Here is a 21,240-nt window from a genome sequence, read left to right as displayed (position 1 = left end):
GGGGACGTGACGTCAGCAATCCTTCCCTATCACGGACAGTTTGGTGTATGTTGCACTTGCGCTGAATATCTAGCGCGGAACATCGCAGCATGGCCGGCTTTAACCCAGCGGCCACCTGCCGGGCCCGCCGCTATCGGGGGCCTGAACCACTGGAGGGCGCTCAAATGGCCCGTACAGCTACGTTGCCGGTCCTCAATGGAGAATCCGGCCTCTCTCGATACCTCGCCGAGATCCGCAAGTTCCCGATGCTGGAACCCCAGCAGGAGTACATGCTCGCCAAGCGTTGGCGCGAGCATGACGATCGCGACGCGGCGCATAAGCTCGTCACCAGCCATCTCAGGCTCGTGGCCAAGATCGCCATGGGCTATCGCGGCTACGGCTTGCCGATTTCCGAGGTCGTCTCGGAAGGCAATGTCGGCCTGATGCAGGCGGTGAAGCGATTCGAGCCCGAGAAGGGCTTCCGTCTCGCCACTTACGCCATGTGGTGGATCAAGGCGTCAATACAAGAGTACATTCTGCGTTCCTGGTCGCTCGTGAAGATGGGCACCACCGCGAACCAGAAGAAGCTCTTCTTCAACCTGCGCAAGGCGAAGAGCAAGATCTCGGCCCTGGAAGAGGGTGATCTCCACCCCGACCAGGTCAAGCTGATTGCCAAGCGCCTCGGCGTGACCGATCAGGACGTGATCGACATGAACCGCCGCCTCGGCGGTGACGCGTCGCTCAACGCCCCGATCCGCGACGACGGCGAAGCCGGCGAATGGCAGGACTGGCTGGTCGACAACTCGCCCAACGCCGAAGCCCTGATGGCCGAGAGCGAGGAGTTCGATCATCGCCGCCAGGCCCTGAACGGTGCGATCGGCGTGCTCAACCCGCGCGAACGCCGCATCTTCGAGGCGCGGCGTCTGGCGGACGAGCCGATGACGCTGGAAGACCTCGCCGCCGAGTTCGGCGTGTCGCGCGAGCGCGTGCGGCAGATCGAGGTCCGCGCGTTCGAGAAGGTGCAGTCGGCCGTCAAGGGCACGATTGCCCGGCAGGAAGCCGCGCTCGAAGCCGCGCACTGATCGCGCAGCAGCGAGCCAACAGACACGAAAGCCGGCGGCAACGCCGGCTTTTTTGTTGTTTGCAAAGTGGTGCTCGGCACGCACCTCGATCCGGGGCGTGTAGCCATCAATCCGCCTGCCGACGAATGTCCGCATCAGCCTCGGGTGCGCACTCGCGAGGCGCATTCGGTCATGCCGGCTAAGGGGCCAGTTTCGGACCTTCCCGACAGGCTGCAGTGTCTTCGTGCAACGCCACCTGTTCCCCGGATGCGTCAGGTGCCGTAGAATGTCGTGGCCCTTGAAGCGGGACGTGCCGAAATCACCGTCCGGGCAAACGAGCAGCACAGGTGCTATCGGCAGGCACACGCTCTCCTAGAGGCCGTTCTTTTTTCGGTTTCACACCACCGTTCACCACGAACTTTGCGCGCTGCATTTGCGGCCGCTCGTTCGGTAACGTCGGGAGAAAAGCGATGAGGAAGGTCGATCGAAGGTCCGCACTGGGAATCGCGTTGGCAGCGGTTTCGACTGCCATGATCAAGCCCGCCAAGGCTCAAGCCACGGGCTACAAGGATGCGGCACCTTGGCCAGGTGTCGTGGTGCGTGAATATGAAGGCGAGACACCATCCCTGATCCCAGGATTTAAGACGGTCTCAATGCGCGATGTCATTATGCAGCCGGGATCGAAGACCATGGGCCCCCCGATGATGAATGCCATGATCTGCCATATCACCGAAGGGGAGCTTCGGCTTGAGCAGGACGGAAAGACCTTTACGGGCAAGAAGAATTTTGTCTGGACCTGTAACAAGGAAACAAAAGAGCAGGCGTACAATGATGGGAATGTGGTCGCGATCATGCGGATCACGGACCTGAAGGCCTAAGGCTCTTTTTCTTCGCAAGAGATAGCAAGCGATAGATTGCAGGAGCGGATGGCGCACGCGACGACGCGCCATCCGCGTACAGGACCGCTTCGGGTCAGAAGGCGATATCCGTGAACTTGGATCGGGTTTCCGCTTCGTCCCCGAAAGCAGGCGTTCTGGATTTTGATGGAGTACGCGGCCCTAATCGCCCACTGCCGCGCTTCGCCGCGACATCGCGATGAAACCCGAGCCGCCCACGCTCATTCCACCGAAAACCACGGAGTGTCCTATGGCTTCGCCTTCACCGACTTCGACGGCACCTTCAAGTAGCCGCCGGGAATCCGAGGGCGACGATGAACCGGCATAAACTCCAAAGCGACCCATTGATACGCGGATATTTCAATCCGGGTCCTACCCGTTCCGCAGTCGGTCTCTCCGTTGGGAGATAGTCAACATGGCATCACCTGGAAAAATCCAGGAGTACGGATCGCAGGCACCGGATACGATTGCGGCGAAGTTATTCAACTTTGAAGTCGGCAAGTTCGCCATAAAGCCGGAACATTCCAATTGGCTGATCAATGTCGTCGCTCCAAAATTGAGGAGCGGAGGAAGCCTTACAATCATAGGACTTGCGAGTCGTACCGGCAGCGACGATTTCAACATGGAATTGTCGCAGAATAGGCTGCGGGCCGTAATTGATTTCCTTCGCAAGCAAGTACCCAACAATTTCAAAGTTGCGCTCGAGGTGGCGAAAGGGGAACGCGCGGCCAAGTATGCAGGTGAAATGGATGGGGTGGAAAACGAAGCCTGGCGTGGTGTGATCATCTCGGTTTGGAATAAGCCAAATCCACCGCCGCCGCCGCCACCACCGCCGCCTCAACCGAAACCTCAATTTTATCCGGAGGAACGCAAGTTCTTCAAACGTTGGCTTGGCTTCGGCGTCAAGTCTGGCGGACAGTTGTTGATCGGCGGCATCGAGAGCACGACCGCGTACGTCGTGAACCTGGGAGATTTGGAGACCTTTGATCTCCAGATTATTAGCAGCCGGTGGGGACTGGGTCTTGGAGGCAGCGGAGGGGCGGTTGCTGTTATCGGCTTTGGTTTCAGCGTTCCATATGAGTTGCACCGTGAACCCCTGAATGACTGGGGCGTCAATGTCGCATTTACCGAAAAGCTGATCTCGAAATCGGCACTACAATCGATCCATAACAGCAAGTACTTCATCGATGGCTTGAAAAACGGCAGGTACGTGGCACCCGCGCTGAATACGCGTAACACCTTTACGGCTATTGGCTTACTTCAAAACGTGAGAAATGCACTCCACACGCTGTACGGAGGATTCGAGGCAGCCAAGGGCTCGGGCGTCATTGTGCTCGACTTGCCGTTTTTAGGTGTGGGACTTGAATTGTCCGCTTTCTTGACGCGAGGAACCATGTACGTCTCGAATCCTTCCCATTGGATTGAACCGAGTTGAAGGCTCGGACGAGACTCGCCAAAGCCTTGCCGCTACCGAGGGACTTCCGGTTCACCTCGAAGACCCGGCGTTCTCGATGGTCACGCAGGCCGTCAGCGATGGTGTCCGGCGGCCCCGCGACGGGAGGGGTTCCTTTTTGCTCGCCGCCGGTGTTTGCTCTGCACGGCGGAGAACGGGCATGCAGGGATCGCTGGGGGAAAAGATCGGTGAAGGCGCCTACTCCGAAGCCTACGCCTGGGCGCCGGGGCAAGTCGTCAAACTGTTCAAGCCCGGCTTGCCGCGGCGGATGCCCTGGTTCGAGGTGCACATGATCCGCGCCGTCCACGCCGCCGGCGCTCCGGTGCCGGAGGTGTTCGGAGAGGCTACCCTGGACGGGCGCTTCGGCATCGTGCTGCAGCGCCTCGACGGACCGACCCTGCTGCAGCTAACCCGAACCGGCGCGGTGACGTTCGAACAGGCCGGCGCGATCGTCGCGGCTCTCGCCATGTCCATTCACAAGACGCCCCTGCCGCCGGAGGTCCTCTCCATGCGCGAGTATATGGAGGCTCAGTTGGAGCACGACGACGGCAAGCTACCGAAGCACATCGCCACTGAAATCCTCGCGCTGATCGATCGCTTGCCGCCGGGCGACGGGCTCTGCCATACCGACCTGAGCCCCGGTAACGTGATCATGACAGCGGAAGGCCCAAAGCTGGTCGACTGGGTCAGCGCGATGCGCGGGCCCGCCGTCCTCGAGCTTGGGTTCTTGCGCGTGATCCTGTCCGAGCTCGGGCCGGAAGTCGCCGACAATCCGGAGCGGCCGCGCGCGACCAATGCGGCGGCGCAATCCGAATATGCCCGGCTCAACGGCATGTCTCTCGCGGATCTAACGGCGGCAATGGAGCCGTATTTGCCCATCGTCCGCACCTTCGCCGTTCTCGGCAACGCGGTGCCTTCGCTGCGGGAGCGGCTGATCCAGCGCATCGAAGCGACTCTGCGCTCGGAAGACTGAATGGTGACCTCTCCGCACGCTTCACAGCGCTCCGTCGCAATTCATCGAACGGCGGTTAATTGCCTGGCGTTTTCGAACCTTGCCTGGGCCTCTGAGAGGGCACTGCCGATGGCGAGTCCCAGTCAATCATTTTCAAGCAAATGAGGAGTTCGACATAGCTTTGTACTTGCCCTGACCCTGCCATGAGTTCGCAACTTTCTCGCGGTCCCGCCGGGACAGTTAGCCAGATCGAGTTTAGCTGCTGCCGCGCAACCGCCTCGTCACTCACGCACTTGCTCGCGTCCTGAGGAAGCCCCGACGCTTTATCGTCAACGGAAACGTCCGCGCAAAGCGACATGATGTCGAAGTTGGGAACACTGTCTGAAATTTGTACGGGCGGCTGACCAACGAGCGATAATGCCAAGAGCGCTGCCCTCATGAGACCTCCCTCCCCGTCCGGTGCGCCCAGCTGGAAGGCGGATTGAGCTGGGACTGACGCGGCTTCGGAGGCTGTAGCGGCCGCCCTCCGCCCACGACGTTACATTGCGCCTTTTTCCCAATTTCTATCCACTACGAACCGCAATGCTGCGGCGCGCTACTACTTTTGCGCATGCGATTTGCCTGCCCGTCTGTTGGTTAGGACCAGTTCCGAATGGCAATTGCCGCGGGCATTTGCCGATTTACGATGTGCTCAGTGAGACGTGATCGCTAACGCGAAAGGGCGCCTGTGACCGCGGTCCCTGCATGCTGGTGCTCTTGGCCGTCGCCATGGTGTGGGGGTTGTAACGCTGATCATCCGAGCAGAAGAGCGCCCCCGCCGACGACGAAGAAAACGATCGCTAGACCTATCAGGCTGTACTCGACGCCATCCATCCCGATCGACCATCGAACGAGGAACCAAGCAAGCCCCAGCTCAGGGGGTGAGCTGGGGCTGCCGGGGCTGGAAGGCTGTAGCGGCACAGCCTCTACTCACGACGCTACGACTTTCCCAAATTTGATCCACAAGAAACCGCTGTTGCTGCAGCGCGCTACTACCAATGCCCCACGCACGCGATCATACGGTCTCATACAGCGCACGGACGCCTGGCATGCCGCAGGTTACGGTGCGGCCACCCAGCCCATTTTGAACGGGGCTGCTTCTCAAGTTGTAGATCTGGGACAGAAGAATTGAGTTACTGGGCGTCCGCCATCTTCGATCGAGAAGCCTGCGGTTGCGCGTTGGCTGCCGAGGGCCGGCTCGACGGCGACGCCGGTTCCTGCGATGAGACGGCGGCGTCGGGCGGCGCGCCCGGGGATGGTCGATGGGCAGCTGGTGCCGGAAGCACGATCACTTTCGCGCCGACTTTCACCCGATCATAGAGGTCCATGACGTCGTCATTGGTCAGCCGGATGCAGCCGGATGAAACCCGCTTCCCGATCGTATCGGGCTTGTTGGTGCCGTGGATTCTGTATTCGGTATCGCCCAGATACATCGCCCGGGCACCGAGCGGATTGCCGGGGCCGCCCGCCATGAACCGCGGCAGATAAGGCTGGCGCGAAATCATCTCTGCCGGCGGACGCCAATCCGGCCACTCTGTCTTGCGGGCCACGACCTGCTCACCGGACCATGTGAAACCTTCGCGGCCGACGCCAATGCCGTAGCGCATCGCCTGCCCGCCATTCAGAACCAGATAGAGGAATGTGTTTCCGGTATCGATGACGACGGTGCCCGGCGGCTGGTGACTGACGTATTCAACCACCTGCCGAGCAAATTTTCCGGGAGCGTCAGCGGCTTTTGGTGTTTCGATCCGGGGCGCGGGGACCGGGATCGGAACCGGAGCTGGCGCTGGCGCCTGAACCGCCGCCGCTACGTGAATGGGAGTCGACGGCGTAGGACTAGATGGTGCCGGCACCTGGTGCGCGGCTTGCTTCCGTATCGGTTGAACGCCCGCCGGCCGCCACAGCAAGCCGTACCCCAATGCGGCAGCGGCCACGACGCCAATTACAACTCTTCCGGCCACTGGTAGCGCGAGCGTCTCGGTCTTTCCACGTTTGGCCCGCTTACCCATACTTCTCCCCTGATCGCAATGCCCGGAAGGGGTACCCGGCAAATTTTAACAAGCTTCGAAGCGATGTCGCCCAGGCTGGAAATCGCCAAGCGTCGTTAACGCCAGCCCCTGTGCTGCAACACCCATCGTCCACATTCGATCGCCGGTTCGGGCAAAGCAAGGGCCGCCCAAAGGCGGCCCTCGCGCAAAGATGCAACATCACTTCAACGTATAGGTACCAGTCTGGTGATTGCAGTCTTGAAAGGTTCCCTCTTTGATGACCGGGAAAGGCCCTAAGGGTTGTATCGTTGCGGTCATGACCATGCCGTCGTACTTCCCAGTCCCCGCGACTGTCTCTCTGGTTACCTTTCCTTCTGACGTCGAGAAGTACGAAAGTCGCTTATCACCGTCTCGGTCAATGGACTCGCAGACCGTGGTGCCAGTAATCTTCCCACCAAGAGATGCACTAACCCCTACGCACCGGAATGTATCTTTGTCGAAAAGCCCACCCGGAGGATTGCTTCGGATAGAGCCGGTATGCTCATAGCTTCGCGCGATGTGGGTCTTGGAAAATGAGATAGTGTTGCTCGTGCCCGACCAGCACGCCGTGTAATCGAAGTTGCCTTCTTTTGGGAGCTCGGCGGCGAAAGCAGACGGTGCCAACGCAAAGACGATCAACGCTAAGGGATACCTGCATGCGCTTTCCATAGTACCCTCCGTATGGATTGGCAGAACGAACGATGCCAACGCGAACGTGAGGGGACGCATTGATCCAGATCAATGGATGAAGACGAGGAAATGTCCGCGATGGGTCAAGGCTGCCCTGGCCAGTCCGTAGGATAGGTGGAGCGCAGCGATACCCATCATCCCACCGCGCAGCACAAGCTTGATGGGTATCGCTTCGCTCCACCCATCCTACGAAGCGGACAAAACAGGCGCTCTTGGCTATGTCGGCTAGGGGCTCAGAAGGCGATATCGCCGAGGTCCGGTCCGGTTGCCGCTTCGTCCCCGAACGCAGGCGTCCGGGATTTTGATGAGTACCCGCCCTACTCGCCCCACTGCCGCGCCATGGTGGCGAGCGCGCAGCCCTCGCAGTAGCGGGCATCCTTGAAGTCGATCCAGTTGTGGGCGTAGACGCGCTCCGGCGGGATGCCGTAACGCGCGCGCAGCAGCTTCACCAGCACCCGCCAGGCCGCGACCTGTGCGTCGGTCGGGCCCGTCGTGACGTCGGGATAATTGCCGGAGAACTCGACGCCGATCGACGTGTCCTTGTTCACCTGGTGATAGGTCTTGCTGTTGTCGATGTATTTGTTGTCGTTGCGATCGGCGCCGTCTGTGTGGGTCGGAACGAGGCTGTCGGCGACCGCCCAATAGACCGTGCCGTCGGTTTCGACCCAGATCATGACGCCGCGCCGGGTCGGGTTCTTGTGCTGCGCCTCGGCGCCGTATCGCGCCGAGCCCTGCGGCCCCTCGGTCTGGTGCACGATGATATTGCGCCAGGGATGCGATTTGGCGACGTCGCCCCAGGGCGCCAGCCAGACCATCTTCAAGCCGGGAATCTCGGGCGTGCCTTGCGATCGCGCGATGGCCGCGAGATCGGGCGTTTCGGCCGATGCGGCAGTGAACAGGACAAGCACAAGTAGTGCGGTGAGCAGGCGAGGCATCATCACGGAGATCCGGTGTCGTCTCTCGTTAGCACGCTCAGGCGCGCTTGCGCAGGCTCGCCTCGACCGTCTCGGGCGCCGGCTTCGGCTCGTAGGTCGCGTAGCCGTTCTTGCCGCCCTTCTTGGCGTCGTAGAGCGCGTGGTCGGCGGCGGCGACCAGGCGATCGGGATGCAGGCCGATCTCGCGGGTCCATTGCGCGACGCCGATCGAGACCGCGATCGGAATGTCCCTGCCGGTGCACTGCTCGGCATCGGCGCGGCAAACCTCGAGCACGCGGCGCGCGATCATCGCGCCTTCGCGCAGCGTCGAGGACGGCAACACGATGCAGAACTCGTCGCCGCCGGTGCGGGCCAGCATGTCGCCCGGGCGGAGCCGCGTCTGCGCCATCAGCGTGAAATGCTGCAGGCAGGCGTCGCCGGCGGCGTGGCCATGGGTGTCGTTGATGCCCTTGAAGCCGTCGAGGTCGATCACCAGCAGCGCGAACGCCTCGCCGTTGCGGTCGGAGCGCGCGCATTCCTCGGTCAGCCGCTGCAAGAGATGGCGGCGGTTGCCGACGCCGGTGAGATCGTCGAGCAGCGCGAGGTCGGCGACCTCGTTGCGCAGCCGGTCGATCGCCATCAGCAGGAAGCCGAAATTGAGCGCCATCGACAGGAACACCATCAGCAGGATCACCAGCGACTGCCCCGCAGAGAAGCGGAGGAAGGAGAACTCGCCGGGCTGCAGCAGCGCGCCGACGGCACGCAGCGCATAGATGCCGATCAGCACGGAGGCGACGATGCCGGCGAGCCGGGCACCGGGGCTGACGCGGCCGTTCTCGGACGATAGCAACAGCTTCAGCGTCAGCGCGAACGGCGTGACCTGGGCAATGGTGTAGACCAGGATGCGCATCGGCATGCTGTCATAGGCGAAGATGAAGGTGCCGAGACCGGCGAAGGCCAGCGCCGTGGTCAGCAGGGTGGCGCGCCAGGTCGCAGGCTTGTCGTAGAACCGCTCGATGCCCATCGCGGCAAGGCCGGCGGCGAACACCATCAAGGTCCCGGCCGCAAGCAGCGGCAGCAGCGAGTCCGTCAGCATCACGCGAAGCATCGCGCAGCTGGCCCCGGCGGAGGCGACGAGGGCCGACGCGGTCCAGAACCGCGCCGCGCCGAAAGCAGGATAGCTGCGCGCGACATAGGCCCAGATCAGCCCGAGCGCGAGAAAATTGATAATGAATACCGTCCAAAGCGTCGGAACGCTCAACATCGCCCCTGTTCGAGAGCCGTATCGGCCTCGCCTCTCCTGAAATGACCGTCTGCCGCTAAAGCGCGATGAGATCAGGCTGAATCATCATCGCGCGTTAGATTCTTGTTTTGGCATGATCTTTTCGGAAAACCGCTTCGCACTTGTCCGGATCATGCCCCCGGGGCGCTTCCTCAAATGACAATCCCCGTTGTCTTACGGAACAGCATGCGGCCGCGCCGCTTAACGGAGCGTCACCCACAACGTGCCAATCCGCGCCGTGGTTTTGAATTGATGAAGATCTGCGCATCCGCCGTTTGCGCATCGTTAAGCATGACGGATGCGCCGACGCCGCGACGCGCGACATGCGCAACGCTTTGCGAAAAAGCTGGCGAAAACGCGTAACAGTTGTGGATAACACGATGACGACGCCGTGACAGCACGCGGCAGCAGCCTCCGAATCTGCTGAGTTTGATATCGAGGATGTTGCGAGGCTGGCCCTCCGCCAAGCATGCCTCGGAGTCGCGTTCAATCCATGAAACCCTGAGAGGATACTATGGCTAAGAAAGCGAAGAAGGCGAAGAAGGCGAAGGCGAAAAAGGCCACCAAGAAGAAGGCCGCCAAGAAGTAACGAATTCCAGCCCGGGTAGCGGCTCTTGCCCTGCCCGGGCACCCGGACCGGGACAACCGGTCGCAGCGACGTCAACCTCGAATTCACCACCCTACATCGATCGGCCCCGAACTGACGGGGCGCAAGGCAGCAGGCGCAACGCCTGCTTTTTTATTGCCTGCGTCCGGGCGTGACGGCCGCGACGTCAGCGCTCCGCCAAGGCGAGCCTGGCGCCGAGCAGGGCAAAGCCCGCGGCAAAGCTTCGCCGCAGCCAGGCCATCACCTTCGGCCGGGTGATGACGCGGTCGCGCACCGAGGCGGCGAACAGCCCGTAGACCGCGAACACCGCAAAGGTCATCGCCATGAAGACACCGCTGAGCTCGACCATCCGCGCCAGCGGGTGCGGCTCGTCGACCGCGATGAACTGCGGCAGGAAGGCCAGGAAGAAGATCGACAGCTTTGGATTGAGGATGTTGATCAGGATCGCGGTCACGATCACCCGCCGGCGCGAGCGCGGCTTGATCTCGGTGTCGACGGCAAGCGCGCCGCGCTCGCGCAGCGCCTGCCAGGCCATGTAGAGCAGATAGACGACGCCGCCCCATTTCAGCGCCGCGAACGCCACGGCGCTGGTGTGCAGGATGGCGGCGAGCCCGAGCATCGCCGCGATCATCTGCGGCACGATCCCGAGCGTGCAGCCGAACGCCGCCGCGACGCTCGCCCGCGCTCCCCGGGTCAGCGCCACCGCCAGCGTATAGAGCACGCCGGTGCCGGGCGAGGCCACCACGATCAGCGACGTCAGCAGAAAGGACCAGGTCACTTCAAATCCTCGGCGGGCGGGACAGGCGGACGGGACATCGTCCGCCAATATCACGGCGACGGGGACGGCGGAAGCGGCTGCCGGCCTCCGCCCGGCGCCAGCGTCGACACCCCGTTATGACGACCTGCGCCATCCGCGATGCGAAAGCTCCGACGCCTTCATCTCGGCGACCCGGATCACGTCCAGCGGCGCCCAGGGCTTGGCCCAGAACAAGGCGCCTTCGGGCAGGCGCTGCCGCAGCGGCTTGCCCGAGGTGACGATCACGTCGAGATCGGGTCTGTACTTCTTCGCGGCATAAGCGAGCTCGATGCCGGTCATGTTTCCGGCCAATTCGACGTCGGTCATCATCAGCACGACGTTGTCGCCGTTGCCCTGCAGCACCAGCTCGGCGGCCTCGGCGCTCTCGCAGGCGATGACGTCGAACTCGCTCTCCTCCAGCAGCAGCCCGATCATCTCGCGCTGCATCGGGTCGTCCTCAACCACCAGGGCCTTCGCACGGTAGGGCATTGACTGTCCCATGGGTGTGGCTCCCTTGGTTTGAATGCTTCGCTTCGAGCGCGTAACATAGATTAAATGCCCAAAATCACTGGATGGTTCAGTTCCAATTTGAGAAAAGCGTGGAAATGCCGTGTTCCTCGCTTGGCAACCACCACCCCCGTTGAGATGGAGCTCACCCGACATGACCGCGATCCCTGGATCCGCCGCTGCCGTGACCGGAGCCGCCAGCGGCATCGGCCGCGCGCTCGCGCATGAACTGGCGCTGCGCGGCTGCGATCTGGCGATCGCCGACCGCGACGAGGCCGGCCTGCAGGCCGCCGCCGCGGAGATCGCGAAAGCGAGCCCGCGCAAGGTCACCGTGCATCGGCTCGATGTCAGCGAGCCGGACCAGATCACGGCGTTCGCGGAGGCCGCCGTTACAGCGCACCCCTCGCTCAACATCGTCGTCAACAATGCCGGCGTCGCGCTGCTCGGCGAGTTCGGCGAGTTCGATCAGGCGCAGATGGAGTGGCTGTTCAACATCAATTTCTGGGGCGTGGTGCACGGCACCCGCGCCTTCCTGCCGCAGCTTTCGCGGCGGCGCGAGGCGCATATCGTCAACATCTCGTCGATCTTCGGCATCATCGCCCCGCCCGGCCAGAGCGCCTATTGCGCGGCCAAGTTCGCGGTGCGCGGCTTCTCGGAAAGCCTGCGCCACGAGCTTGCGGTGGCGAACAGCCCGGTGCGTCTGTCCGTGGTGCATCCGGGCGGCGTTGCCACCAGCATCGCGCGCAACTCGCGCGCCGGCACCGGCGTCACCGACAATGCCCGCCGCGCCGAATCGATCGAGCGCTTCGACGCACTGGCCAGGACCACGCCGACCGCGGCCGCGCAGCGCATCATCGCCGGCATCGAGAAGAACCAGCCGCGCATCCTGATCGGCAAGGACGCATACTTCATGGACCTGCTGCAACGCTTCCGCCCGGCGACCTACTGGAAAACGATGCAACGGATGATGGAGAAGACGGCGGCGCGGCGGATCGCGCGCGATGCCGCGAGTGCGAGCCAGTAGCACGATAGCGCGGAGTAACCCGCGCACCGCCGTCGTCCCGGCGAAAGCCGGACCCATAACCACAGGATTGGGTTGGTGAGGCACGCCGGGGGCCACAGCGTCGTGCAACACGGACATTTGTGGTTATGGGTCCCGGGTCAAGCCCGGGACGACACCGGGGATGTTGCACGGCCCGCGGGTCATACCATGCCTGCGAGTCACGCCTGCGCGTCATCGCGACACGAGATTACCCGCCCAGCTGCTTCTTCACCCCGAGCGCCAGCCGGAACAGCGGATCGCTCCGCTCCGAGGGATAGAGCGCGCTCCTCGCCACCTGCGGAAAATTATCATTCTTCCAGAACGACGCCGGCGCGAACGAGAATTTGGCGACCAGCCGCCGGCCGAAATCCATCTCGTAGGGAAAGTAGTTTTCCTTCTGCTCGGTGCCGGACATCTCCGGATACTCGCCGAGCAGATAGCCCTCCTGGATGTGCGGCCGCACCGCCGACGGCGGGCAGACGCTGGCGAGGCGCACGATCTGCAGGCCGGCCTCGGCGCTCGCGGTGATCGCGCCGCTCAGATTCGGCACGCCGAGCACATAGAGGAAGGCGGTGCCGGTCTCCGCCAGCGAGGCAAAGGAGGCGGCAATCCGGATCGAATGGGTGACGTCGAGCAGCGGCGTGGTGCAGACCTCGTAATGCTGCAGGATCGACCAGCGCAGGATGCGATGCCGCTTCAACCGCTCGAGCCCGAGCAGCTTTTCCCTGGCGTATTCGGCGATCAGGATCCGCTCGGCGCGTTGCAGCGCATCGAACCGCCCGACCAGCGTCGCTTGATCGGGATTGCCGCGGCCGCCGCGAAACAGCGTCGGCTTCAGCGACGAGTTGCGCTTGATGTTCCTGTAGTCGGCGCCCTGGCCGCGAAACAGCAGCACATGATCGCGGTTGAGGAATTGCAGCTCGGCGATCTTGGTGGCGAGCTCGAGATAGGAGCCGACGCGATGGCCCGGCCCCTCCCGCACCGCCGAGTTCTTCGCGACCTGGCATCCGCGGCGGTCGAAGAACGACCAGATTTTTTGGCTGCCGATGGTTTCCATGGAGACACCAGAATTCTCAACCGTCATTCCCCGATGCGCAATTGCGCATCTGAGGGCAGCCCGCAGGGCTGAACCCGGAATCCATTTTTCCATGCGTGATGCGGCCCGATGGAAACGATCGTCATTGCGAGGAGCTCGGCGACAAATTTGCGAAGCAATTTTGCGCTGAAGCGACGAAGCAGTCCATCGCCCCGCATGTGCCGAAAGATGGATTGCTTCGCTCCGCTCGCAATGACGGACAAGGCCGCCGCGCCCTCACCGCCCCACGAGCTGATCGGCAAAATACCCGATGGTCTTGCGATAGATCACCGCCCTGTTCCACTCGCGCATCGCCTCGAAATTCGCGGTGCCCTCGCCATAGGGCGCGCCCATCTTGAAGCCGCTGGTGTGCAGGAGGTTCGCGGTCGAGGCCAGCACGTCGGCGACCGAGTGGCGCAGGTCGACATGGCCGTCGCCGTCGAAATCGACGCCGTACTTGATGTAGGACGACGGCAGGAATTGCGTCTGGCCGATCTCGCCGGCATAGGCGCCGATCATGTCGTTGAGACGGAGATCGCCGCGCTGCACGATCTTGAGCGCGGCGAGCAGTTCGCCCTGGAACAGGTCGGTGCGGCGGCAATCATGCGCCAGCGTCGCGAGCACGCGAAACACCGGCAGCTTGCCCATGTCGCCCTTGCCGAAATCCGTCTCCAGCCCCCAGATCGCGACCAGGATCTGGCGCGGCACGCCGTATTGCTGCTCGATCTTCGAGAGCAGCGCGGCGTGACGCTGCAGCATCGCGCGGCCGCCATTGATGCGCCCGGGCCCGACCCGGGTTGCGACATACTGCTCGAACGTCTTGTTGAAGGTGTAGCGCTGCCGCCGGTCGAAGGCGAGCACCCCGCCATCCTGCTGCACGCCGCCGAGCGCCGCGGAGATCACATCCTGCTGGATGCCGGCGCTCGCCGCCTCCTGCGAGAACGACTGGACGAAGGTCGGAAAACTGCCACCGCAGCGCGCGGCATAGGAGGGGGTGGCAAGCAGCAAGGCGCCGAACACAACCGCCAAACGACACCTGAGCATGCAAAAATCCCCCTGCTTCGATTGGCCGATCATGCCATGGAGCAAACGAGGCAGTCAAAGTGTCGGCACGACGCTCCATCCATCGCTGCCGCAGCTGGCCGCCTCAATCCATGTTCGCACGGTGAATGACCACGGCGCATCCATCAACCGATCGGCACGTAGCTGAAGCTCAATCCTTGAGCTGGCGCTCCAACCCGACGAAATCGATCTCCGCCCAGCGCTCGGAAATCCTGCCGTCCTGAATCCGCCAGAACGTCATGCCGCGGAATTCGACGTGGCGGCCGGTTGGCTGGATGCCGCGCCATGGGCTGCGGTGCCGGCCGCGCCAGACGAAGCGGCCGGCGACGATGTCGCGCTCGGCCACCAGGCATTCCGCCACCGCCGACAGGTCGGCGAAGGTCTCGTGCATCGCGGCCGAATGCGCGATCACGTCCTCGGCGCTCAGCCGCTTGCCCACCGCATGGTCGAAGAAGTCGGGCGCCAGCTGCGCGCGGATCGCCTCGGGATCGTGGCGGTTGGTCACGGCGTCGCAATGCGCGAGCACGAGCGCCTTGTTGGCGTCGATTGTGGCGTTGGACATCGGCGATCGATTCTCGAAGGAAAGGTTGTAGAAATAGAATGATGCGCCTCATACGCGAATCGGACGGCATGACGCAAGTGACGATGGTCAGAAAAAGCTCGGCTTTCGGCCGTCGTTCGTTTGCGCGACGATACGAAAGACCGCTGCCGGAAAAGTGCGCTGGCGCGCGAGGCTCCACCGCCAGCCATTCCCTCACCTCTGCCCTCGCCTCTGCGCGAACGGCGGGCCGGCGGTAACATCGTCCGTTGGCTTGACTGCCGGTGGCATGCAAGCGGCGGTGCCCGGGCGAGCGACGCACCGCACGGCAAGCATTTGAGGACACGACGCATGAACGCCGAAGCCGCCGGCCGCGACCAAGAAGCGCGGGCCGGGCAAGCAGCTTCCGCCGGCAGGCGGCCGGTTGCGCTGTCTAGTTCATGCAAAGCCGCGCCGCTAAAGCCAGGCACGCCGGCTGCAACGCCGCCGTCATTTGGGGATGCCATCCGATGACGCGTTTGGGGATGAGGATGTGCTGCCGATGACGATCGCCTTGGGCTTCCCCTTGGGTTTCGCACGCGCGCGCAGGGCTGCCGCATCGATCGGTGTTGTGCTCGCGCTCGGCGCTTTCTTGAGCGCAGCGATCGACACCGCCGCCGCGCAGAACGCCCCCGCCAAGCGCGCGCCGGCGCAAGGCGCCGGCAGCACGCAGGCGATCGCCGCACAAATGAAGAACGCCGTCGCGCTGACGCGCGGCGGCAAGTTCGACGCGGGCTATGCACAGCTGCTTGCAGCACTGGATGCCGCCGACAAGCTCGACGACGCCCAATTCGTCATGGAGCAGTATTTCGACGCGACCACGACGCTGCGCGCGGTCAAGCGCGACGATCTCGCCGAAAAACTGTTCGTGCGCGCGTTCCAGAGCAAGGCGGCGGCGCAACGGCCGCCCGGCAATGCCGACGTGCTGCTGATGTACGCGATCCTGCTGTCCGACCACGCCAGGATCGCCGAAGCCGTTCCGCTCTACATGAAGGCGATCGCGGCGTTCAACGCCTATTGGGGCGAAGGCTCCGAGGAATCGCTGATCGCGAGCGACAAGCTCGCGGTCGCGCTGTCCGCCAACGGCTCGGCGGCGTCGGCGACCAATTTGGGCCGGCACAATTTCGAGCGCGCGGAGAAGGCGCTGGGGCCCGACCATCGCACCACCTGGAAGCTCGCCAACAATTATGCCGACATGCTGCGCGAGATCGGCGCGCCGGCGAAGGCGCTCGAGCTCGATCTGTTCGCGATCGAGAAGCGCGCCAGACATTATGGCGAGAACCATCTCAACACGCTGGTGACGGTCAACAACGCCGGCCAGGATTTCCTCAATCTCGGCCGCTTCGACGACGCCCGCCGCTACTTCCGCCGCCACCGAGCGATCGCGGCCGCGATGGCGCCGAAGGATCCGAGCTTTGCCGGACAGGCCGACGGCTGGCTGTTCTACACCGACATGCTCGCCGCCGGCGATGCCGCGATCGCGCCGGCCGATCTGGGGCGGCTGGAGGCGATCGTCGCCAATGAGGCGAATTATGCGGATTTCCTGCGCATCAAATCCGCGGTGCTGGCTGCCGGCCAACGCGAGCAGCGCCGCGAGCGGGACAAGGGGATGCGGCTGCGCGAGACCGCGCTGGCGATCTCGACCCGCGCCTTCACCGCGCAGCATCCGATCAGCTTCGAGATCAAGCTCGGCATCGCGACCGCCCTGATCGCTGATGATCCGAGCCGCGCGGTGCAGGCCTTCGCCGCGCTTGACCGCGAGATGTTCGACTGGATGAAGCGCGAGGTCGGCACATCGGGCGATCGCGCCGTCGCCGAAGCGATCCGCGCCCATGCCGACCATCTCTTGTTCGCGTTCGGCCGCTTCGCCACCGGCGCCGGCTCCGCCGTGGCGCAGCCGGCCTTTGCCGCCGCCGTGCTGCGCTGGAAGACGCTCGGCGGCGCCGACGCCACGGCGCTGCGCCAGCTCGAGACGGAGGTCGCCGGCAAGGACGAGGAGACCGCGACGCTGCTGCGGACGGCGCTCCGGCTCAACGGCGAGAAACAGGAGCTATTCTCGTCGGGCAATATCGACGACTGGGCGAGGTCGGTGTGGGGGCGGCAGGACGCCGCCGAGAAGGCGCTGCAGAAGCGGCTCGATGCGATCGGTGCGAAGCGACCGCAAGACCCGATCCGTCCGTCACAGCTGCTCGCGGCGCAGGAAGCCGTCGTCAACTATTTCATCACCCGGCAATGGAAGGCGGATCGCCAGGCGAAAGACCCGTTGGCGGCGACCGTGCTCTACGCCATCGTCGAGACCGCAACGAGCGAGCCGCGCGTGGTCGATCTCGGCGATCCCGGCCGGATGGTCGACACCGGCGTGCGCACCGAGATCGCGCGGCTGCGCGCGACGCGGGCCGCTGCGCCGGATCCCGACACGCACGCGCCCGACGTCAAGGGCCGCTTCCAGAACCTCCGGGCGCGGCTGTTCGCGCCGCTGGAGCCGCTGCTGAAGGACAAGACCACGCTCTATGTCGTGCCTGACGGCTTCCTGTTCGCCGTGCCGTTCGCGCTGCTGCCTGGCAGTGGCGGCGGCCTGCTGGAGGACAAGTTCACGATCCGGATGCTGACCAGCCCCGATGCGCTGATCGCGATCCATGCGCGCGAGACGCTCGATCAGCGGGGCGCGATGCTGCTCGCCGGCGGCATCGAATACGGTGAGCCGGGGCCGATGCCGCTGCCCGCGACCCGGACCGAGATCGAGGCGATCGCCAAACTCGCCCGCGCGCGCGGCGCGCCGGTCGAGATGCTGACCGGGCGCGGCGTCAGCGAAGGCACGCTGCGCGCGGCGATCGGCAAGGCGCGCATCGCGCATCTGGCGACGCACGGCTTCTATCGCGACAGCACGGCCTCCGGCCTCGATACGCTCTGGCAGAGCGGCATCGTGCTGTCGGGCGCCGGCGACAGCCGATTTCCGCTGCGCGACGAGAACGACGGCTATCTCTATGGCTTCGAATTGATGGACTGGGACCTGTCCGGTCTCGACTTGCTGGTGCTGTCGGCCTGCGAGACCGGCCGCGGCGACGAGAGCTTCGTCAGCGGCCTGCGCGGCCTGCCGACCGCGCTCGGCATCGCCGGCGCGCGGCGCGCGCTGCTGACGCTGTGGCCGGTCGCCGACCAGGGCACCGCGAACTTCACTGTGCGGTTCTACGAGCACCTCGCGGAGGGCCTGACCTATTCCGATGCGCTGCGCCAGACGAGGCGCGATGCGCGCGACGGCAAGGTCGCGGGCGCGGGCGACGCCAGCGTGTGGGCGGCGTTCGTGCTGTTCGAGGGCTGAGCCGTATATGTCGTTGATGTGACCGGACGGGCACCGCGAGCGCATGCCGGGCCGAACTGCGCCCGACGTTGCGCAAGGGCCGCACGCAACCCCATCGCGCAGGGCAGACCGGCGCGCTGACGCAGGCGATTTGCTTTGACAGCGGCGCCCCGATCGAGGACAAGCCGCGCATGCCGAAAAAACCCGGGACCAATCCCAAAGGCGAATTCGCCTTCTTCAACGTCTTCTATGAAGACGGCTCGCAGCGCTCCAACCGCCGCGTGCCGTCGGAGCTCATTGGCGGGCTCGACGGCGACGAGCCGGTGCGCGCCTTCCTGCGCGAGCAGGACCGCGAGATCGCCGAAAAGGGCGGCCGCCCGCCACTCGAGATCAAGTCCATCGAGCGCGTCGGCGCCAAGAAGAAGTAGCGGCGGCCACACAACTCTATCCACGTCATTGCGAGTGCAGCGAAGCAATCTCCTCGCGATGACGTCGGAGACGGATCAAAATGAAAACGGCGGGCCCAGGCCCGCCGTTGTTGTTTCGATGGATTGCCGGGTCGAGTCCGGCAATGACAATCGGAAATATTAGTTGTCCAGGAAGCTCCGCAGCTTCCGCGACCGCGACGGGTGCTTCAGCTTGCGCAGCGCCTTGGCTTCGATCTGGCGGATGCGTTCGCGGGTGACCGAGAACTGCTGGCCGACTTCTTCCAGCGTGTGGTCGGTGTTCATGCCGATGCCGAAGCGCATGCGCAGCACGCGCTCCTCGCGCGGGGTGAGCGAGGCCAGCACGCGCGTGGTGGTCTCGCGCAGGTTGGACTGGATCGCGGCGTCGATCGGCAGGATCGCGTTCTTGTCCTCGATGAAATCGCCGAGATGCGAATCCTCTTCATCGCCCACAGGCGTTTCGAGCGACAGCGGCTCCTTGGCGATCTTGAGGACCTTGCGCACCTTCTCGAGCGGCATGCCGAGCTTCTCGGCGAGTTCTTCCGGGGTCGGCTCGCGGCCGATCTCGTTCAGCATCTGGCGCGAGGTGCGGACGATCTTGTTGATCGTCTCGATCATGTGCACGGGAATGCGGATGGTGCGGGCCTGGTCGGCGATCGAGCGGGTGATCGCCTGCCGGATCCACCAGGTGGCGTAGGTCGAGAACTTGTAGCCGCGGCGATATTCGAACTTATCGACCGCCTTCATCAGGCCGATATTGCCTTCCTGGATCAGGTCGAGGAATTGCAGGCCGCGGTTGGTGTACTTCTTGGCGATCGAGATCACGAGACGGAGGTTGGCTTCCACCATCTCCTTCTTGGCCTGACGGGCCTCGCGCTCGCCCTTCTGCACGCCGTGCACGATCTTGCGGAATTCGCCGATCTCGAGCCCGGTGAGCGCCGCAAGCGACTGGATCTCGTGGCGCAGGTCCTTGATGCGGTCCTTCTCGTGATGGACGAAGTTCTTCCAGCCCTTGGCCGACAGCTTGGAGACGCGGTTGAGCCAGCGCGGATCGAGCTCGGAGCCCTGGTAGTTGCGCAGGAAGTCCTCGCGCGCGACGCCGTGGCTGTCGCCGAGGCGCAGCAGGCGGCCCTCGAACGAGACCAGCTTCTTGTTGATGTCGTAGAGCTGCTCGACCAGCGAATCGATGCGGGCCTGGTTGAGGCGCAGCGACTTCACCTCGACGATGATCTCGTCCTTCAGCTTCTTGTACTTGCGCTCCTGCGAGGGCGACAGCGACTCGCTCTGCAGCTGGTTGGCGATGTCCTGCTCCTGCAGGCGGCGCAGCTTCTTGTACTCGGATGCGATCTTGTCGAAGGTCTCGACCACCTTCGGCTTCAGCTCGGCCTCGATGGCGGCGAGCGACATCTGGTTCTCGAACTCGTCGTCGTCCATGTCGCCTTCGGCGGCGGCCTCGGCGGGATCCTTCTCCTCGGTGGCGGCTTCGCCACCGGCGGGCGCGGCGCGGAACGGGGTCGGCGACGGCGGCGCTGCCGGCGGCGCGACATGGGCCGGCGCACCGGCCTGCGCGTCGCCGCCATTGCCCTCATCGGCGGCACCCTCGGCGCCGTTGTTGCCGATCAGGTTCGGATTGATGCCGCCCTTGGACTCGGGGCCGGCATAGGTGGCTTCAAGATCGATGATGTCGCGGAGGAAGATCTTTCCTTCGTTGAGCTCGTCGCGCCAGATGATGATGGCCTGGAAGGTCAGCGGGCTTTCGCAGAGGCCCGCGATCATCGCCTCGCGGCCGGCCTCGATGCGTTTTGCAATCGCGATTTCGCCTTCGCGGGAGAGCAGCTCGACGGTGCCCATCTCGCGCAGATACATGCGCACGGGATCGTCGGTGCGCTCGCCGGGCTCCGACTTCTTGACCTCGGTGACGGCCTTCTGCGTGACCTCGACGAGCTCGTTATCGGTCTCGTCGTCGCCGTCGTCCTTCTCGTCCTCGCCTTCGCTGTCGTCGGCCTCGGTGACGTTGATGCCCATGTCTGACAGCATCGACATGATGTCTTCGATCTGTTCGGGCGACGTCGTATCGGAGGGCAGCACTTCGTTGAGCTGATCGAAGGTCACGAAGCCGCGCTTCTTGGCCTGCTTGATCATCTTCTTCACCGCGGCATCCGACAGGTCGAGCAACGGCGACGGCGCGTCAGCGGCATCCTTCTCAGGAGCATCCGCTGCCTTGTCGTCTTTTTCCTTGTCCTTAACCTGCAGCGTCTTTGCCTTGGTGGCCATTCACTAAGCTCCCGAAACGCGGTCATGCAAAATGGCGCCACGCACGCGCATCCGCACGAAATCTAGATTTACTCTCTCGACGCACAAAGGGCGGCGCAATATCTCGCCACCCCTGTCATCCGTCTCGACGGTTTCCAATCTGCAATAGCCCGTCGCGTCTTCCGTAAAAGTGGATACCGGTTTTACGATCGGAAGACGCGACAGATCTAGATCTGGCGCATTTTCTGACGGCGAACCGGGAACCACTTCGCCTGAAAATGCTA

At 63.8% G+C, this 21,240-nt stretch carries 17 protein-coding genes; 7 read left to right on the top strand and 10 right to left on the bottom strand.

Annotated features, from left to right (window positions below; genetic code table 11):
* Positions 1–164 precede the first annotated feature (164 nt).
* The 4 genes from rpoH (at position 165) to ACVI1L_RS21065 (ending at position 4,362) form a co-directional block, all read left to right on the top strand.
* The gene (rpoH, locus tag ACVI1L_RS21080; RefSeq protein WP_024581019.1) at positions 165–1,061 is read left to right on the top strand and encodes an RNA polymerase sigma factor RpoH; all 897 of its coding nucleotides are present in this window, start codon (positions 165–167) and stop codon (positions 1,059–1,061) included.
* A gap of 449 nt (positions 1,062–1,510) precedes the next feature.
* Positions 1,511–1,918: a hypothetical protein gene (locus tag ACVI1L_RS21075; RefSeq protein ID WP_057018049.1), complete on the top strand. Its 408-nt coding sequence runs from the start codon at positions 1,511–1,513 to the stop codon at positions 1,916–1,918.
* Positions 1,919–2,351: 433 nt separating this feature from the next.
* Positions 2,352–3,371 (top strand): hypothetical protein, encoded by a 1,020-nt coding sequence (locus ACVI1L_RS21070; protein ID WP_456783678.1) that lies wholly within the window; start codon positions 2,352–2,354, stop codon positions 3,369–3,371.
* 178 nt (positions 3,372–3,549) lie between these two features.
* The gene (locus tag ACVI1L_RS21065; protein ID WP_456783677.1) at positions 3,550–4,362 is read left to right on the top strand and encodes an aminoglycoside phosphotransferase family protein; all 813 of its coding nucleotides are present in this window, start codon (positions 3,550–3,552) and stop codon (positions 4,360–4,362) included.
* 1,151 nt (positions 4,363–5,513) lie between these two features.
* Here the strand turns inward: ACVI1L_RS21065 and ACVI1L_RS21060 are convergent.
* The 5 genes from ACVI1L_RS21060 to ACVI1L_RS21040 form a co-directional block, all read right to left on the bottom strand.
* Complete coding sequence (locus ACVI1L_RS21060; RefSeq protein ID WP_456783676.1) at positions 5,514–6,389, bottom strand: L,D-transpeptidase; 876 nt, start codon at positions 6,387–6,389, stop codon at positions 5,514–5,516.
* Between the two features lie 1,025 nt (positions 6,390–7,414).
* Positions 7,415–8,035, bottom strand: a complete 621-nt coding sequence (locus tag ACVI1L_RS21055; protein WP_253588098.1) for a peptidoglycan recognition protein family protein — start codon at positions 8,033–8,035, stop codon at positions 7,415–7,417.
* A gap of 34 nt (positions 8,036–8,069) precedes the next feature.
* Complete coding sequence (locus ACVI1L_RS21050; protein ID WP_076827935.1) at positions 8,070–9,275, bottom strand: GGDEF domain-containing protein; 1,206 nt, start codon at positions 9,273–9,275, stop codon at positions 8,070–8,072.
* Between the two features lie 791 nt (positions 9,276–10,066).
* A complete protein-coding gene (locus tag ACVI1L_RS21045) occupies positions 10,067–10,678 on the bottom strand; it encodes a LysE family translocator (RefSeq protein WP_038386831.1) in 612 nt (203 codons plus the stop codon).
* A gap of 114 nt (positions 10,679–10,792) precedes the next feature.
* Complete coding sequence (locus ACVI1L_RS21040; RefSeq protein ID WP_456783675.1) at positions 10,793–11,197, bottom strand: response regulator; 405 nt, start codon at positions 11,195–11,197, stop codon at positions 10,793–10,795.
* Between the two features lie 160 nt (positions 11,198–11,357).
* On the opposite strand from ACVI1L_RS21040, the gene ACVI1L_RS21035 reads away from it, so the two are divergent.
* Positions 11,358–12,227, top strand: a complete 870-nt coding sequence (locus ACVI1L_RS21035; protein WP_057018056.1) for an SDR family NAD(P)-dependent oxidoreductase — start codon at positions 11,358–11,360, stop codon at positions 12,225–12,227.
* A 226-nt stretch (positions 12,228–12,453) separates the two neighbouring features.
* Here the strand turns inward: ACVI1L_RS21035 and ACVI1L_RS21030 are convergent, their stop codons facing one another.
* From ACVI1L_RS21030 to ACVI1L_RS21015, 4 genes are all read right to left on the bottom strand, one after another.
* Positions 12,454–13,302: an FRG domain-containing protein gene (locus tag ACVI1L_RS21030; protein ID WP_076827937.1), complete on the bottom strand. Its 849-nt coding sequence runs from the start codon at positions 13,300–13,302 to the stop codon at positions 12,454–12,456.
* Positions 13,303–13,325: 23 nt separating this feature from the next.
* Positions 13,326–13,544 carry a hypothetical protein gene (locus ACVI1L_RS21025; protein WP_158074192.1) on the bottom strand — a complete coding sequence of 73 codons (219 nt, stop codon included), beginning with the start codon at positions 13,542–13,544 and terminating at the stop codon, positions 13,326–13,328.
* 13 nt (positions 13,545–13,557) lie between these two features.
* Positions 13,558–14,364 (bottom strand): lytic murein transglycosylase, encoded by an 807-nt coding sequence (locus ACVI1L_RS21020; protein WP_076827939.1) that lies wholly within the window; start codon positions 14,362–14,364, stop codon positions 13,558–13,560.
* 169 nt (positions 14,365–14,533) lie between these two features.
* A complete protein-coding gene (locus tag ACVI1L_RS21015) occupies positions 14,534–14,944 on the bottom strand; it encodes an ester cyclase (protein WP_456783674.1) in 411 nt (136 codons plus the stop codon).
* A gap of 517 nt (positions 14,945–15,461) precedes the next feature.
* Here ACVI1L_RS21015 and ACVI1L_RS21010 point away from each other — a divergent pair.
* Both ACVI1L_RS21010 and ACVI1L_RS21005 read left to right on the top strand, forming a co-directional pair.
* Entirely contained in the window at positions 15,462–18,278 is a 2,817-nt protein-coding gene (locus ACVI1L_RS21010) for a CHAT domain-containing protein (RefSeq protein ID WP_456783673.1), read from the top strand.
* 170 nt (positions 18,279–18,448) lie between these two features.
* A complete protein-coding gene (locus ACVI1L_RS21005) occupies positions 18,449–18,685 on the top strand; it encodes a hypothetical protein (protein WP_026192271.1) in 237 nt (78 codons plus the stop codon).
* Positions 18,686–18,844: 159 nt separating this feature from the next.
* On the opposite strand, the gene rpoD is transcribed toward ACVI1L_RS21005, so the two are convergent.
* Positions 18,845–20,977, bottom strand: a complete 2,133-nt coding sequence (gene rpoD / locus ACVI1L_RS21000) for an RNA polymerase sigma factor RpoD (protein WP_456783672.1) — start codon at positions 20,975–20,977, stop codon at positions 18,845–18,847.
* Positions 20,978–21,240 lie beyond the last annotated feature (263 nt).

It is taken from the genome of Bradyrhizobium sp. USDA 4516 (assembly GCF_054055915.1).
This window is presented reverse-complemented; position numbering and strand designations above follow the sequence as displayed.

Bases quoted from the DNA above. Each gene is read 5' to 3' on its own strand.
- rpoH (WP_024581019.1), top strand. From the start codon at position 165: ATGGCCCGTACAGCTACGTTGCCGGTCCTCAATGGAGAATCCGGCCTC.
- ACVI1L_RS21075 (WP_057018049.1), top strand. From the start codon at position 1,511: ATGAGGAAGGTCGATCGAAGGTCCGCACTGGGAATCGCGTTGGCAGCG.
- ACVI1L_RS21070 (WP_456783678.1), top strand. From the start codon at position 2,352: ATGGCATCACCTGGAAAAATCCAGGAGTACGGATCGCAGGCACCGGAT.
- ACVI1L_RS21065 (WP_456783677.1), top strand. From the start codon at position 3,550: ATGCAGGGATCGCTGGGGGAAAAGATCGGTGAAGGCGCCTACTCCGAA.
- ACVI1L_RS21060 (WP_456783676.1), bottom strand. From the start codon at position 6,389: ATGGGTAAGCGGGCCAAACGTGGAAAGACCGAGACGCTCGCGCTACCA.
- ACVI1L_RS21055 (WP_253588098.1), bottom strand. From the start codon at position 8,035: ATGATGCCTCGCCTGCTCACCGCACTACTTGTGCTTGTCCTGTTCACT.
- ACVI1L_RS21050 (WP_076827935.1), bottom strand. From the start codon at position 9,275: ATGTTGAGCGTTCCGACGCTTTGGACGGTATTCATTATCAATTTTCTC.
- ACVI1L_RS21040 (WP_456783675.1), bottom strand. From the start codon at position 11,197: ATGGGACAGTCAATGCCCTACCGTGCGAAGGCCCTGGTGGTTGAGGAC.
- ACVI1L_RS21035 (WP_057018056.1), top strand. From the start codon at position 11,358: ATGACCGCGATCCCTGGATCCGCCGCTGCCGTGACCGGAGCCGCCAGC.
- ACVI1L_RS21030 (WP_076827937.1), bottom strand. From the start codon at position 13,302: ATGGAAACCATCGGCAGCCAAAAAATCTGGTCGTTCTTCGACCGCCGC.
- ACVI1L_RS21020 (WP_076827939.1), bottom strand. From the start codon at position 14,364: ATGCTCAGGTGTCGTTTGGCGGTTGTGTTCGGCGCCTTGCTGCTTGCC.
- ACVI1L_RS21015 (WP_456783674.1), bottom strand. From the start codon at position 14,944: ATGTCCAACGCCACAATCGACGCCAACAAGGCGCTCGTGCTCGCGCAT.
- ACVI1L_RS21010 (WP_456783673.1), top strand. From the start codon at position 15,462: ATGACGATCGCCTTGGGCTTCCCCTTGGGTTTCGCACGCGCGCGCAGG.
- ACVI1L_RS21005 (WP_026192271.1), top strand. From the start codon at position 18,449: ATGCCGAAAAAACCCGGGACCAATCCCAAAGGCGAATTCGCCTTCTTC.
- rpoD (WP_456783672.1), bottom strand. From the start codon at position 20,977: ATGGCCACCAAGGCAAAGACGCTGCAGGTTAAGGACAAGGAAAAAGAC.